General features: G+C 73.2%; 14 protein-coding genes. 7 read left to right on the forward strand and 7 right to left on the reverse strand.

What is annotated here, in order from left to right:
- Positions 1–54: 54 nt before the first annotated feature.
- A complete protein-coding gene (locus OG406_RS28455; protein WP_267050590.1) occupies positions 55–822 on the forward strand; it encodes a hypothetical protein in 768 nt (255 codons plus the stop codon).
- Here OG406_RS28455 and OG406_RS28460 read toward each other — a convergent pair.
- The 3 genes from OG406_RS28460 to cobT all read right to left on the reverse strand — a co-directional run bounded on the left by OG406_RS28460 (position 759) and on the right by cobT (position 4634).
- On the reverse strand, positions 759–1460 hold the full coding sequence (locus OG406_RS28460) for a hypothetical protein (protein ID WP_329188482.1): 702 nt from the start codon (positions 1458–1460) through the stop codon (positions 759–761). The two genes, OG406_RS28455 and OG406_RS28460, sit on opposite strands and share 64 nt — an antisense overlap.
- A gap of 43 nt (positions 1461–1503) precedes the next feature.
- Entirely contained in the window at positions 1504–3300 is a 1797-nt protein-coding gene (locus OG406_RS28465; protein ID WP_329188484.1) for a phosphatidylglycerol lysyltransferase domain-containing protein, read from the reverse strand.
- A 143-nt stretch (positions 3301–3443) separates the two neighbouring features.
- Complete coding sequence (gene cobT / locus OG406_RS28470) at positions 3444–4634, reverse strand: nicotinate-nucleotide--dimethylbenzimidazole phosphoribosyltransferase (RefSeq protein WP_329188485.1); 1191 nt, start codon at positions 4632–4634, stop codon at positions 3444–3446.
- Between the two features lie 122 nt (positions 4635–4756).
- Between cobT and OG406_RS28475 the strand changes: the two genes are divergently transcribed.
- Positions 4757–5824, forward strand: a complete 1068-nt coding sequence (locus tag OG406_RS28475) for a class I SAM-dependent methyltransferase (RefSeq protein ID WP_329188486.1) — start codon at positions 4757–4759, stop codon at positions 5822–5824.
- Between the two features lie 94 nt (positions 5825–5918).
- On the opposite strand, the gene OG406_RS28480 is transcribed toward OG406_RS28475, so the two are convergent.
- Positions 5919–7118 carry a bifunctional adenosylcobinamide kinase/adenosylcobinamide-phosphate guanylyltransferase gene (locus OG406_RS28480; RefSeq protein ID WP_164373920.1) on the reverse strand — a complete coding sequence of 400 codons (1200 nt, stop codon included), beginning with the start codon at positions 7116–7118 and terminating at the stop codon, positions 5919–5921.
- Positions 7119–7231: 113 nt separating this feature from the next.
- Between OG406_RS28480 and OG406_RS28485 the strand changes: the two genes are divergently transcribed.
- On the forward strand, positions 7232–7444 hold the full coding sequence (locus tag OG406_RS28485; protein ID WP_081216814.1) for a hypothetical protein: 213 nt from the start codon (positions 7232–7234) through the stop codon (positions 7442–7444).
- A 247-nt stretch (positions 7445–7691) separates the two neighbouring features.
- Here the strand turns inward: OG406_RS28485 and OG406_RS28490 are convergent, their stop codons facing one another.
- The 3 genes from OG406_RS28490 to OG406_RS28500 all read right to left on the reverse strand — a co-directional run bounded on the left by OG406_RS28490 (position 7692) and on the right by OG406_RS28500 (position 10293).
- On the reverse strand, positions 7692–8792 hold the full coding sequence (locus tag OG406_RS28490) for a S1C family serine protease (protein WP_327409979.1): 1101 nt from the start codon (positions 8790–8792) through the stop codon (positions 7692–7694).
- A 92-nt stretch (positions 8793–8884) separates the two neighbouring features.
- A complete protein-coding gene (locus tag OG406_RS28495; protein ID WP_329188491.1) occupies positions 8885–9586 on the reverse strand; it encodes a class I SAM-dependent methyltransferase in 702 nt (233 codons plus the stop codon).
- 83 nt (positions 9587–9669) lie between these two features.
- Positions 9670–10293, reverse strand: a complete 624-nt coding sequence (locus OG406_RS28500; RefSeq protein ID WP_266613106.1) for a DUF3043 domain-containing protein — start codon at positions 10291–10293, stop codon at positions 9670–9672.
- A gap of 246 nt (positions 10294–10539) precedes the next feature.
- Between OG406_RS28500 and OG406_RS28505 the strand changes: the two genes are divergently transcribed.
- The 4 genes from OG406_RS28505 to OG406_RS28520 all read left to right on the forward strand — a co-directional run bounded on the left by OG406_RS28505 (position 10540) and on the right by OG406_RS28520 (position 13680).
- The gene (locus OG406_RS28505; RefSeq protein ID WP_081216810.1) at positions 10540–11337 is read left to right on the forward strand and encodes a PspA/IM30 family protein; all 798 of its coding nucleotides are present in this window, start codon (positions 10540–10542) and stop codon (positions 11335–11337) included.
- 30 nt (positions 11338–11367) lie between these two features.
- Positions 11368–11646, forward strand: a complete 279-nt coding sequence (pspAA, locus tag OG406_RS28510; RefSeq protein ID WP_164373924.1) for a PspA-associated protein PspAA — start codon at positions 11368–11370, stop codon at positions 11644–11646.
- A gap of 133 nt (positions 11647–11779) precedes the next feature.
- On the forward strand, positions 11780–13000 hold the full coding sequence (locus OG406_RS28515; protein WP_266613103.1) for a sensor histidine kinase: 1221 nt from the start codon (positions 11780–11782) through the stop codon (positions 12998–13000).
- A complete protein-coding gene (locus OG406_RS28520; protein ID WP_081216807.1) occupies positions 12997–13680 on the forward strand; it encodes a response regulator in 684 nt (227 codons plus the stop codon). Before OG406_RS28515 ends, OG406_RS28520 begins: the two co-directional genes overlap by 4 nt.
- The last annotated feature ends 92 nt before the right edge of the window (positions 13681–13772 follow it).

The raw sequence follows: 13772 nt of genomic DNA on the forward strand, positions 1-13772 counted from the left end.
AGGCTATCCGGCCGTCCGGAGGGCGGACACGGCGCCGGTGGATAAAGTTCGCATATGGGTCATTGGTTGCAGCGGAACATCGTCGAGCCGGGCAAGCTCCCCATGCTGCTCGCCCTGGCCTCGTTCGTCGTGACCTTCGTCGTCACCCGCGTCGTCGTGCGCATGATCCGGGCGGGCAAGGGCCCCTTCGGCAACGTCAAGGCCGGCGACCTGCACATCCACCACGTGGTCCCCGGCATCGTGCTCACGGTGGTCGGCGGATTCGGCGCGGTGGCCAGCGGCCGGTACGGCTTCGGGGCCTCCGCGTTCGCCGTGGTGTTCGGCATCGGCGCCGGCCTCGTGCTCGACGAGTTCGCGCTCATCCTGCACCTCGACGACGTCTACTGGACCGAGGACGGCCGCAAGAGCGTCGAGGTCGTGGTGCTCACGGCGGCCCTCGTCGGCCTGGTGCTCAGCGGCTTCTCGCCGTTCGGCGTCAACGACGTCAACGACCAGGAACTCCAGGACCGCACGAGCGCGATCGTCTCCATCGCCCTCAACTTCTGCTTCGCGCTGCTCGCCCTCAGCAAGGGCAAGGCGCGTACGGCCATCTTCGGGATCATCGTCCCCTTCGTCGCGCTCATCGGCATGATCCGGCTGGCCAAGCCCGGCTCGCCCTGGGCCAAGCGTTTCTACCGGCGCCGGCCGCGCGCCCGCGCCCGGTCCCGGCTGCGCGCCTACCGGCACGACCGCCGCTGGGCGGGCCCCAGCCGCAGGGTTCAGGAATGGATCGGCGGCAAACCCGACCCGGAGCCCGCCCGCGCCTTGCCCGAACGGCGGTGACGCACGGCCGAGACGCCGCACATCACCAGCACCGCCGCGATGGCCGCCAGATGCTCCTTGCCGGCCAGGTTGTCCTTGAACAGCACCTCGACCACCATCGCCGCGATCACCAGTCCCGCCGTGACGTACGCCCGGTAGCGCCAGCCGAGGAACACCGCGAGGCCCACCACGGCCGCCGACGGGCCGGTGTCCACGATCTGCGCGTCGGCGCCGGGCAGCCCCAGCGGATGGTGCGGGCCGAGGGCGATGCCGACCCGCGCGTACAGGGTCCCGGCCAGCGTGGCCACGTATGCGACGAGAAGCGTGCGCCACCAGCCCAGACAGATCTCGGCGATCCCGAAGACGAGCAGGATCTGCGCGAGCGCGCCCCACACCGGAAGGTCCAGCGCCGGTACGAACAGGGAGAACGGGGTGCGCAGCAGAGCGAGCCACAGCGGGTCCTCCGCCCGCACCGAGCCGAGGTCCTGCACCGCCTGGAAGCCCCACGACCGGTTCTGGACGAACTGCAGCGCCGCCGTCAGGCACACCGCGCCGAGCGTCACCGGGACCGCCCGCCACCGCCGCCGCGCGAGGCCCCGGCTCACGGCGAGGTACAGCGGACCCCACTCGGCGCGGGCCCGGCGGGCGAGCCGGTTCATCCGCGGGTTCCCGCGGCTCGCCCCGCGCCGGTTCCCGTCCGTCTCATCTGTGCGACTCCAAATGCTTGCGGTGCAGCCACTTCGGCAGGCCCGGCGCCTCCAGGAACCCCTCGGCCCGCGCCGACGCGACACCGATGCGCAGCAGGTCCGCGCTCTTCTCGAAGAGCAGGAACCGCGGTTCCCAGATGGGCCGGTACTTGGCGTTGGCGCGGTACAGCGACTCGATCTGCCACCAGCGGGAGAAGAAGCTGAGCAGCGAGCGCCACAGCCGCAGCACCGGCCCGGCGCCGAGGCGCGCGCCCCGTTCGAAGACCGACCGGAACATCGCGAAGTTCAGCGAGACCTGAGTGATCCCGATCTCCCGCGCGCGCCGCAGGAGTTCGATCACCATGAACTCCATCAGCCCGTTCTCGGAGTCGCGGTCACGCCGCATCAGATCCAGGGACAGCCCGTTCGGCCCCCACGGGACGAAGGACAGCACCGCCCGCAACGCGCCCTCGGCATCCGTGCATTCGAGCATCACGCAGCGCCCGTCGTCCGGATCGCCGAGCCGGCCGAGCGCCATGCTGAAGCCGCGCTCGGTGGCCCCGTCGCGCCAGTCGTCCGCGCGCCGCAGCAGGTACGCCATCTCGTCGGCCGGGATCTCCTCGTGCCGCCGGATGCGCACCCGGTACCCGGCCCGCCGGACCCGGTTGTACGCCTGTCGCACGGTACGCATCGCCCGTCCTTCGAGCGTGAACTCGGCGGTCTCGACCAGGGCTTCGTCCCCCAGTTCCAGCGCGTCGAGGCCATGCCGGGCGTAGATCGTGCCGGCCTCCTCGCTCGCGCCCATCACCGCCGGGATCCAGCCGTGCTCCCGGGCCTCGGCGAGCCAGGGCTCGATGGCGCCCGGCCAGGCCTCGGGGTCGCCGAGCGGGTCGCCGCTGGCCAGCGAGACCCCGCCCACCACGCGGTACGCCACCGCCGCCTTGCCGGTCGGCGACCAGACCACGCTCTTCTCCCGGCGCAGCGCGAAGTAGCCGAGGGAGTCCCGGTCGCCGTTGCGTTCGAGCAGGACCCGCAGGTGCTTCTCGTCCTCCTCCGTGAACGGGTCGACGGCGCGCCGGGAGCGGAACGCGGCGTAGAGGACGGCGAGGACCAGCAGGGTGCTGAGGACGTTGACGGTGACGTTGACCCAGTTGGGCGTCGCGATTCCGGGGTAGTGGGAGTCGTCCGCGGCGACCGACACGAGTCGCAGGGTGCCGTAGCGCCAGCGGTCCAGGAAGGTAGAACGGTGCGCGTCCCCCGCGGTGTTGGTGACCGTGACCAGCAGCGCCGCGAGCAGCGAGGTGACCAGCAGGCCGCCGACCCCGACGACGGCGGCGAGCCTCGGGTTCGACCGGTCGCCCTTGGCGTAGAACTCCCGGCGGCCGACGGCCAGCGCGCCCACGAAGCCCGCCGTCAGCGCGAGGGAGACCCAGTTCTGCGCGTACTGGCGGATCTCCGGGAACGCCATCGCGACCGAGAAGAGCAGCAGGAACAGGCCGCTGAGCACGGAGTTGAGGATCCACGCGGCCCGCTTGCGGCGCCGCATCGTGATGGCCAGGAACATGGTGAACACGCCGGACGCGAAACCCGCGGTCAGCAGGTAGGGCGTGAAGTAGTTCTCCGTGTTGTGCCGTCGTACGTCCTGACCGAGCGAGACCCACGCGGCGCTCAGAAAGTTGATGAACGTGACCGCGCGCAGATACCAGACGGCGAAGGACGCGGCCCGCCGCGAGGCGGCCGTGGACCGCCGGTCCCCGTCGCTCCGGCGGGCCGACGCCCGTTCCTGATCTACGACAATTCGGGCATCTCCCATGAAGCGCGATGATATGGCGCAAGGTCGTCGGTACGGGGGAGGGACGGGACGCTCGATGCGCCTTGGGCCCGAGTGGCGAACGAGGACCGGCCCCCGGCGACGGGCTCGTCGTCAGGGGCCGATGGGGTCCGTGGGGTCCTGGGTCAGGAGTCGGAGTCGGTGCCGGGTTCGGGGACCGGCCGGGAAGCGGGGCCCGACTGCGACCGCGACTGCGACGGCGACGGCGACTGCGGCTCCGCATCCGGCTCGGGGTCGGGCTTGGTCCCGGATTCCGCGTCGGCCGTGGGGGAGGGGGCCTCCGGAAGGTCCGCCGCCAGCCCCGCCGCGGCCTGCACCAGCGGCAGTGCCAGCAGCGCGCCCGCGCCCTCGCCCACCGTCACCCCGTGGTCGAGGAGCGGTTCGAGGGCCATCCGGTCCAGCGCCTTCGCCTGCGCCGGCTCCCCGCTGTTCTGCCCGGCCAGCCACCAGTCGGGGGCGCGGAACGCGACCCGCTGTCCGACCAGCGCGCACGCGGCCGACACGACGCCGTCGAGGATGACCGGCATCTTCCGCGCCGCGCTCTGCAGCAGGAACCCGGTCATCGCCGCCAGGTCGGCACCGCCCACGGTCGCGAGCAGCTGGAGCTGGTCGCCGAGCACCGGCCGGGCGCGCCGCAGCGCGTCCCGTACGGCGGCGCACTTGCGCATCCATGTCAGGTCGTCGATGGCCTCGCCGCCCCGGCCGGTCACGACCGACGCGTCCGTTCCGCACAGCGCCGCGACCAGCACGGCCGCCGCCGTGGTCCCGCCGACACTGATGTCGCCGAGCACTACCAGGTCCGTACCGGAGTCCGCCTCCTCGTCGGCGAGGGCGACCCCGGCACGGAAGGCGGCCTCGGCCTCCTCCAGGGTCATCGCGTCCTCGACGTCGATCCGGCCCGAGCCGCTGCGGATCCGGTGCCGCACGACCTCGGCGGGCAGCCCCTCGGGGTCGCCCTCCAGTGCCATGTCGATCACCCGCACCGGCACGCCGAGCCGACGGGCCAGCACCGCGGCGGGGCTCGCGCCCTCCAGGACCGACCGGACCAGCGCGGAGGCAGTGCCCGCGGGGCGTGCCGACACGCCCAGCGCGGCGATCCCGTGGTCACCCGCGAACAGCACGACGCGCGGATGCTCGATCGGCCGCACCGGCACCGCGGACTGCGCCGCCGCCAGCCACTCACCCAGGTCGTCGAGGCGGCCCAGGGCGCCGGGCGGGACGATCTGTCGCTCCCGCCGCGCCTCGGCGTCACGGCGTACGCCTCCGTCGGGGCGCTCGATCAGATCGGTGAAGTCGTCGAGATTAAGCGAGCTCATTCGCCGAACAGTACCGGCCTCGATCGAACACGTCCGCGCCACGTCGTTGCGCTCCGGATCGCGCTCACATACGTACCGTTTGTGTCAGATTGTCGTACGGCTCGTCCCCGACAGGAGCGCCCATGCCCCCCACCTCGTTGCCGACCGCCGAACGCCGGGCCGCCTATGCCGCCGAACTCGCCCAGGGCACCGAGCGGTTCCACGAACCGCGGCGCGCCGACTGTCCCTGGTGCGGCTCGCGGCGGCTGCGCACCCGGCTGCGGACGCCCGACCTGCGGCAGCGCAAGCCGGGGACGTTCGTCGTCGACGAATGCGGGGACTGCGCCCACGCCTTCCAGAATCCCCGGCTCAGCGCCGAGGGGCTCGCCTTCTACCGCCGGGACGGCCGGGAGGAGGCGCACGAGGGCCTCGCCGACCGGCTGCTCGGTGCCCGCGGCGGCGCCCGGCGCCACCGCGCCGCCGCCCGCGCCATGCTGCCCTTCCCCGAGCCGGAGAGCTGGCTCGACATCGGCACCGGGCTCGGACACTTCCCGGAGGCGGCCCGGGAGGTCCTGCCGTACACCTCCTTCGACGGGCTCGACGCGTCACGGCGCGTCGAGAAGGCGCGCGCCGCCGGGCGGGTGGAGGAGGCCCACGTCGGCCGGCTCACCGACCCGCGGATCGCCGAGCGGCTGCGCGGCCGGTACGACGTCGTGAGCATGTTCCACCATCTGGAGCACACCCCCGACCCCCGCGAGGAACTGCGCGCCGCCCTGGAGGTACTCCGCCCCGGCGGTCACCTCCTCGTCGAGGTCCCCGACCCGGACAGCGCGTTCGGCCCGCTGCTCGGCAAGTGGTGGGTCGCGTACGGCCAGCCGCGCCATCTCCACCTCATGCCGCTGCCCAACCTGCTCGGCGAACTGGAGTCCCTCGGCTGCGCGATCGTGGTGACGGACCGCCGGGAGCCGCACGTCCCCTACGACCTCGCCGGCGCCGTCGCGCTGGCCCTGGGCCGCGCCCTGCCCGGCCTCGACGCCCCCTGGCGCCCCGCGCCCCCGACACCCCTCCAGCGCAGGCTGCGGACGGGCCTGACCCGGGCCTCCGCCCCACTCCTCGCCTCCACCGCGGCGCTCGACCATCTGATGGCCCCCCTGCTGCGCCGCACCCGCTTCTCGAACGCGTACCGCGTCGTCGCCCGCCGGGAGCCCTGAGACGCGAGCCCTGAGACGCGAGCCCTGAGACGCGAGCCCTGAGACGCGAGCCCGGGGGCGAGAGCGGTGCGGCGAGGGCCACGCACCCTCTGCCTCAGCCCCGCAGCCGCACCGCCTGCCCCGCCACCAGCAGCAGGACGTGCTCGCACTCGTCGGCGAACTGCGCGTTCAGTCGCCCCAGTTCGTCGCGGTAGCGGCGCCCGGACGCGGTGGCCGGGACGATGCCCGAGCCGACCTCGTTCGAGACGGCGACGAGCGTGCGGCGGGTGGCGCGGACCGCGGCGACCAGTTCCCGCGTGCGGGCACGCAGGGCGCGTTCGCCGCCGCCGGACCACTCGGCGTCGTCCCACGCGTTCACCTCGTCCATGGCGTCGGTCAGCCACAGGGAGAGGCAGTCGACGAGCAGCGGCGGGCCGTCCTCCGCGAGGAGCGGGACCAGGTCGCAGGTCTCGACGGTCCGCCAGGAGCCGGGCCGCCGCTCACGGTGGGCGCTGACGCGCGACGCCCACTCGGAGTCCCCGCCGCGGGTGCCCCCGGTGGCGACGTACAGCACGCCCGGGAACGCCTCCAGCCGCCGCTCCGCCTCCAGCGACTTGCCCGACCGGGCGCCGCCGAGCACCAGCGTCCTGCGCGGCACGTCCGGCACGTCCTCGTAGACGCCCACGTCGAGCGTCGTCCCGTCGGGCACCGCCCGGGCGCCCGCCGCCGCGAGCCGCCGCCGCAGTTCGGGCCCGGGCGGCACGTCGTGGTCGAGATGCACCGCGATCACGTCCGTGGTCGGGCCGACCGCGCCGACCGCGCGCAGCTTCGCCAGCGCGTCCGGCCGGCCCACCACGTCGGCGAGCACCATCGCGTACGTGCCGCCGTTCTCGTCCAGGCCCGCCGGCGCGCCGCCCGGCGGCAGGTACAGCAGCCGCAGCCCGTCCGGCCCCGTCACCGCGTAGCCCGTGCCCGGCGCGTCCATCGGCACCGCCCGCACCCGATGGCCGGTCAGCAGCGCCAACTCCCGCCCGTCCGGCACCCGGCCGGGCTGCGGCAGCCCGGCCGGCACCTCCACGGCGGGTCCGTCGTGCGGATGCGAGAGCAGCACCTGCCGGACGCCGCCCAGCGACCGTCCGGCACGCGCCGCCGCGAACGCGGCGCCGGGCGTCAGGTCGAGCAGCAGCGTCCCGTCGACGAGCAGCGAGGTCGCCGCCCGCGCCCTCTCACCGAGCGCGGACGCGCAGGCCGCGCAGGGACAGTCGGGGCGGGGCAGGCCCGCGGGGGCACCGGTGCCGAGAAGAGTCAGTTCCACGCCGATGATTTTTCCGTGTCCCCGCAGGTCTTGCGCGTCCGGCTAGGCTTCGGACGGGAGCCGGATCTTGTCCGGCTCGCGCTGTGCAGTGTGCTCACACCTTGGAGGCGTACATGGCGGCATGGACGTGGCGGTTCGAGAAGTCCGACGGGACAGAGGTCCAACCCGCGGTGCAGCCCGAGGAGTTCACCACGCAGGGCGACGCCGAGTCCTGGATCGGCGAGGTGTGGAAGGACCTGCTGGCGGGCGGCGCGGACCAGGTGTTCCTCTTCGAGGACAGCACGAAGATCTACGGTCCGATGAGTCTGCACGCCGAACCGGAGTAGGCCGGCCGGGGTTGCCGGGGCCCCGCCCCGGCAACCCGCGCGCCCGCCGCGGCCACGCCCCGGAGACCGCTCGCCGCGGCCACGCCCCGGAGACCGCTCGCCGCGGCCATGCCCCGGAGACCGCTCGCCGCGGCCATGCCCCGGAGACCGCTCGCCGCGGCCATGCCCCGGAGACCGCTCGCCGCGGCCATGCCCCGGAGACCGCCCGTCGGGGCCACCTCCCGGGGGCCGCCGGACGGCACCCCCGCTAGATCTCACCCAGCGTCACCTCCACCGTCCTGCGGTTCCCGCCGCGGGTGAACGTCACCCTGGCCTTGTCGCCCGGCTTCTCCGCGGCGAGCGCCTCGGAGAGCGAGGTGATGCTCGTGACCGCCGTGTCGTCGAGGCCCACGATGACGTCACCCGGTTCGATCCCGGCCTTGTCGGCCGCGCCCCCGCTCTTCACCTGCGCCACGGCGACGCCCGCGGGCTGCGAGGAGGCGTCCACCACGGTCCGTCCGGTGATGCCGAGCGCGGCCCGCCCCGAGTCGGTGACCCGGCCGTCCTTGATGATCTGGTCCGCGACCGTCTTCACCATGGAGGCGGGGATCGCGAAGCCGATCCCGGGCGCCGCGCTGTTGCCGAGGTCGGGGTCGGTGGCGGCGAGGGTCGGGATGCCGATGACCTGGCCGTCGAGGTTCACCAGCGCGCCCCCGCTGTTGCCGGGGTTGATCGCCGCCGAGGTCTGCACCATGTTGGCGATCGTCGCGCCCGTACCGCCCCCGGAACCGCTCTCGCTGACGGTGCGTCCGGTCGCCGACACGATGCCCTGGGTCACGCTGGACGACAGACCGAGCGGGGAGCCCATCGCGAGCACGATGTGCCCGACCTGCACCTTCGAGGAATCCCCGAAGACCGCGGCCTTCAGCCCCTGCGGAGGCTTGTCCAGCTTGATGACCGCGAGATCCTGCTCCGGGTACGCGTAGACCAGGCTCGCCGTCAGCTCGCCCTCGTCGCTGGCCGTCGTGACCTTGAACTTCTTCTCGTCCCCGACCACGTGCGCGTTGGTGACGATGCGCCCCGAGTCGTCGTAGACGACGCCCGAGCCGAGCGCGCCGCTCGCCTGGATCTGCACCACCGACGGCAGAACGTTCTTGATCACCTTCAGGTAGTCGTCCTGGAGGTCGTCGGCCGCCGCGGGCACCGCCGCCCGGGTGGTGGTCGCGCCTTGCCTCTGGCCGGAGCCGGAAGCCGCTCCGTCGGCCGAGCAGCCGGACACCAGCACGGCCGCGCCGGCCAGCAGGGCCAGGGACGCCCGCAGGCGCAGGGGATGAACACGGGCGCGGGCGAGGGCACGGGAGGCATCCATGCCCGCAGTGTCGCTTTCCGCCGGGCGTCACTGCCTCCGGTGCTCACCCGAACGGGTCGACGGACCCCACCGGTCCCGCAACCTCCGGACGGTCAGCCCCGCACGCCGCACAGGTGCAGCAGCGCCGCCACCCGGCGGTAGGGATCGGTGCGCCCGGCCCGCTCCTCGGCGGCCAGCAGCGTCTCCACGTCCGCGGGAACGGCCGCGCCGTCGGCAGCGGTGTCCGTGAAGACCCGCACCCCGTACCAGGCGTGCAGCGGTGCCCCGATCCCGGCGAGCGTGCCGGTCAGCGTCGAGAGCCGGTCGGCGCGGACGTCGAGCCCGAGCCGGTTCGTGTAGGCCGTCGTGTCGAAGGCGGACAGCGTCGCCGCCCAGTCGCCGTGCAGACCGGTCCGCATGGCCAGCGCGTCCGCGTTGCGCACCAGCAGCGAGAGCAGCCCGCCCGGGGCCAGCATCCGCGCGAGGCCCGCGAGGAGCGCGTCCGGCTCCTGGACGTACATCAGGACGCCGTGGCAGAGCACCACGTCGAAACTGCCCGGCAAAAAGTGCACCCCGGTCTCGCGCCCGTCGCCCTCGATGAGCCGCACCCGGCTCCGGATGCCCTCGGGCTCGGCGGCCAGCGCCTCCCGGGCCACGGACAGCATCGTCGCGTCCTGTTCGAGGCCGGTCACCTGGTGGCCGGCCCGGGCGAGCCGCAGGGCCTGCGTGCCCTGGCCCATCCCGACGTCCAGCACCCGCAGCCGCTGCCCCACCGGGTAGCGCCCGGCTATCTGCTCGTCGAGCTGCCGGGCCACCAGCTCCTGCCGTACGACATCACGCAGACCGCCCAGCTTGCTCAGCCAGGCATCCGCCGCGCCCCCGGAGAAGGATGTCGCGCTCAGGGCCGCTCTCCGCGCTTGACCTGCGGCTTCGGCAGCCGGAGTCGACGCATCTGGAGGGTGCGCATCAGCGCGTAGCGGACCGCGCCCTTGGTGGGCTGGTCGGGGAAGCGCTCGGCGAGCCGCTTCTTCAGGCGGATCGAGATGAGGATCGAGTCGAGCACGATCAGCACGATCACGACCAGCCACAGCAGCAGCGCGATGTTCTGCAGCGCGCCGACGCGCAGCATGCTCATGACGAGGATGACCACGGCCATGGGCAGGAAGAACTCGGCGACACAGAACCGCGAGTCCACGAAGTCACGCGCGAAGCGGCGCACCGGGCCCTTGTCGCGCACCGGGAGGTAGCGCTCGTCGCCGCTCGCCAGCGCCTGGCGCTGGCGCTCCATCTGGGTGCGACGGTCGTCGCGCTGGCGCTTGGCCGCCTCCTTGCGCGTCGTCGGCGTCGTGGCGACGCTGCGGCGCTGGGTCTGGGCCTCACTGCGCTTCGGAGTGGGGCGGCCCTTGGGGGCCTGCGGGTCACGGGTCACTTTGGAGTCGGCCTGCGCCTTGGCGGCGGGGGCCTTCTCTTCCTTCGCACGGCTTCGGAACACAAAACCCAAGGGTACGGGGTTCGCGGGCATGGACGTCGTGCGAGTGGGGAACGATCCGGCAACACCGTGCGTCTGTAGTGGGGCAGAGGGGACGTTGCGCCCGGGCGGACCTCGGGGTCCACCTACTCCCTACGCCGGAGTGGTGCCGGTCGCAGTCGTCCTTGGGGATGAGCGCATCCGTCCCCGAACAGTGCGGTAATGGATGCAGGGCCCGTACTGTGGGTTCTGTTGCAGTACCTGGAGCTGGAGTCCGTCAGAAGGGGGCGCGCGAAGCCCATGAGCGGTGTCATGAAGCGTATGGGGATGATCTTCCGCGCGAAGGCGAACAAGGCCCTTGACCGGGCCGAGGACCCGCGCGAAACCCTCGATTACTCGTACCAGAAGCAGCTGGAGCTGCTCCAGAAGGTGCGCCGTGGTGTCGCCGACGTGGCGACCAGCCGCAAACGCCTGGAACTGCAGCTGAACCAGCTCCAGGGCCAGTCCACCAAGCTGGAGGACCAGGGCCGCAAGGCGCTCGCGCTCGGCCGCGAGGACCTGGCCCGTGAGGCCCTGTCCCGCCGTGCCGCGCTGCAGCAGCAGGTCACCGACCTGGAGACGCAGCACCAGACGCTGCAGGGCGAGGAGGAGAAACTCACCCTCGCGGCCCAGCGCCTCCAGGCCAAGGTCGACGCCTTCCGCACGAAGAAGGAGACGATCAAGGCCACGTACACGGCGGCCCAGGCGCAGACCCGGATCGGTGAGGCCTTCTCCGGCATCTCCGAGGAGATGGGCGACGTCGGCATGGCCATCCAGCGGGCCGAGGACAAGACCGCGCAGCTCCAGGCACGGGCCGGCGCGATCGACGAGCTGCTCGCCTCCGGTGCCCTGGACGACCAGTCGGGTCTGGCCAAGGACGACATCCAGAGCGAGCTGGACCGGCTCTCCGGTGGTACGGATGTGGAGCTGGAGCTGCAGCGCATGAAGGCGGAGCTGGCCGGCGGTTCCTCGTCGTCGCAGCAGGCGATCGAGGGCGGCCCGGGCCAGTCCCAGCCGTCGTCGCAGCCCCAGGACACACCCCGTTTCGACAAGCAGTGACCATCCGGGCCCACGCCTGAGGAGGGCGACATGATCGTACGGATCATGGGGGAGGGGCAGGTGAGGCTGGACGATGCCCGCCTCACCGAGCTGAACAGGCTGGACGACGAGTTGCTCGCCGAGATGCAGCGCGGCGACGACTCCGGCTTCCACCGCACCCTGGGGGCACTCCTGGACGCGGTCCGCGCGGCCGGGTCCCCGCTTCCCGACGACTCCCTGGAGCCGTCGGAACTCATCCTCCCGTCCCCGGACGCCACCCTCGAAGAGGTCCGGGAGATGCTCAGCGACGACGGCCTGATCCCGGGCTGACCCCGACCGGCGGGACCGGGGCCCGCCCGGGTCCCGGTGCTGCCGTCCGGCGCCCCGCCACGGCATGCGGATGTGGCGGGCGGCACCCGCACCACCCGGTTCCGGGCGCGGCGGAGCACCGTACCGTGGGCGGGTGAGCACCCTGGAGCGTACGAGGGACTGGCTGCGCGCCCACCCCCTCGCCCTGGACGCCGCCCTCGCCACCGGCGTCCTCGCCTGTATGGCGGCCGGCTCCTTCGTCGACCCGCACGGCGAGAACGGCACGACCTGGAGCGCCCGCACCCCCGACGCCCTCAGCCTCGTCCTCATGGTGCTCGGCGCCGGCGCGCTCGTCTTCCGCCGCCGGGCCCCGATGAAGGTCCTCGCGGCGACCGGCGCCTTCTCCCTGGCCGAGCTGGTCACCGGCGACCCCAGGGCGCCGGTGGTGATGTCCGCCGTCGTCGCCCTCTACACCGTGGCCTCGACGACCGACCGTCCCACGACCTGGCGGGTCGGACTGGTCACCATGACCGTCCTGACCGCCGTCGCGATGCTCGCCGGGCCGCTCCCCTGGTACGCGCAGGAGAACCTCGGCATCTTCGCCTGGACCGGCATGGCCGCCGCAGCCGGCGACGCCGTCCGCAGCCGGCGCGCCTTCGTGCACGCCATCCGCGAGCGCGCCGAACGCGCCGAACGCACCCGCGAGGAGGAGGCGCGCCGCCGCGTCGCCGAGGAACGGCTGCGCATCGCCCGGGACCTGCACGACGTCGTCGCCCACCACATCGCGCTCGTCAACGTGCAGGCGGGCGTCGCCTCCCACGTCATGGACAAGCGGCCCGATCAGGCCAAGGAGGCCCTCGCCCACGTACGCGAGGCCAGCCGGTCCGCGCTGAACGAGCTGCGCGCCACCGTCGGCCTGCTGCGGCAGACCGGCGACCCCGAGGCCCCCACCGAACCCGCCCCCGGACTGGCCCGCCTCGACGAACTCGCGGACACCTTCCGCAACGCGGGCCTGCCCGTGGAGGTGGCCCGTTCCGACCAGGGCCCCCCGCTGCCCGCCGCCGTCGACCTCGCCGCGTACCGCGTGATCCAGGAGGCGCTGACCAACGTCCGCAAGCACGCGGGCCCGGAGGCGAAGGCCGAGGTCAGCGTCGTCCGCGTCGGGGACAACGTGGAGGTGACCGTCCTCGACAACGGGCCGGGCCAGGACATCGGCCCGCAGGAGGGCGGCGGTCACGGACTGCTCGGCATGCGGGAGCGGGCCACCGCGATCGGCGGGAGCTGCACGGCCGGTCCCCGCTACGGAGGCGGCTTCCGCGTCCATGCGATCCTTCCGGTCAAGAACCGCGCGCCTGCCCTGGGGGACCCCGTATGACCATCCGTGTCGTGCTCGCCGACGACCAGGCCCTGCTGCGCAGCGCGTTCCGTGTGCTCGTCGACTCCGAGCCGGACATGGAGGTCGTGGGGGAGGCGTCCGAGGGCGCCGAGGCGGTCGCGCTGACCCGCAGCGAGCGGGCCGACGTCGTGCTCATGGACATCCGCATGCCCGGTACGGACGGCCTCGCCGCCACCCGCCTCATCACCGCCGACCCCGGCCTCGCGCACGTCCGGGTCGTGATGCTGACGACCTTCGAGGTCGACGAGTACGTCGTGCAGTCGCTGCGGGCCGGCGCCTCCGGATTCCTCGGCAAGGGTGCCGAGCCCGACGAGCTGCTCGCCGCCATCCGGATCGCCGCCGGCGGCGAGGCCCTGCTGTCCCCCGCGGCCACCAAGGGCCTGATCGCCAAGTTCCTCGCCCAGGGCGACGGCGACGAGGACGGGCCCGGCCCGGCCGGCGCCGGCCGGCTCTCCGCACTCACCGGGCGCGAGCGCGAGGTCCTCGTCCAGGTCGCCGGAGGGCACTCCAACGACGAGATCGCCGAGCGCCTCGAAGTCAGCCCGCTCACGGTGAAGACGCACGTCAACCGGGCCATGGCCAAGCTCGGCGCCCGCGACCGGGCCCAACTGGTCGTGATCGCTTACGAGTCCGGTCTGGTACGTCCACGGGTGGACTGAGGTCCACCTGGGCGTACTGCGCCTGGAGTAGGTTCCGCGTAAGGAAATGGACCCAGGGGCTACGGATCGTCGCCCGTCCATGGCCCAGGGTG

It is taken from the genome of Streptomyces sp. NBC_01428, assembly GCF_036231965.1.
Lineage (GTDB): Bacteria > Actinomycetota > Actinomycetes > Streptomycetales > Streptomycetaceae > Streptomyces.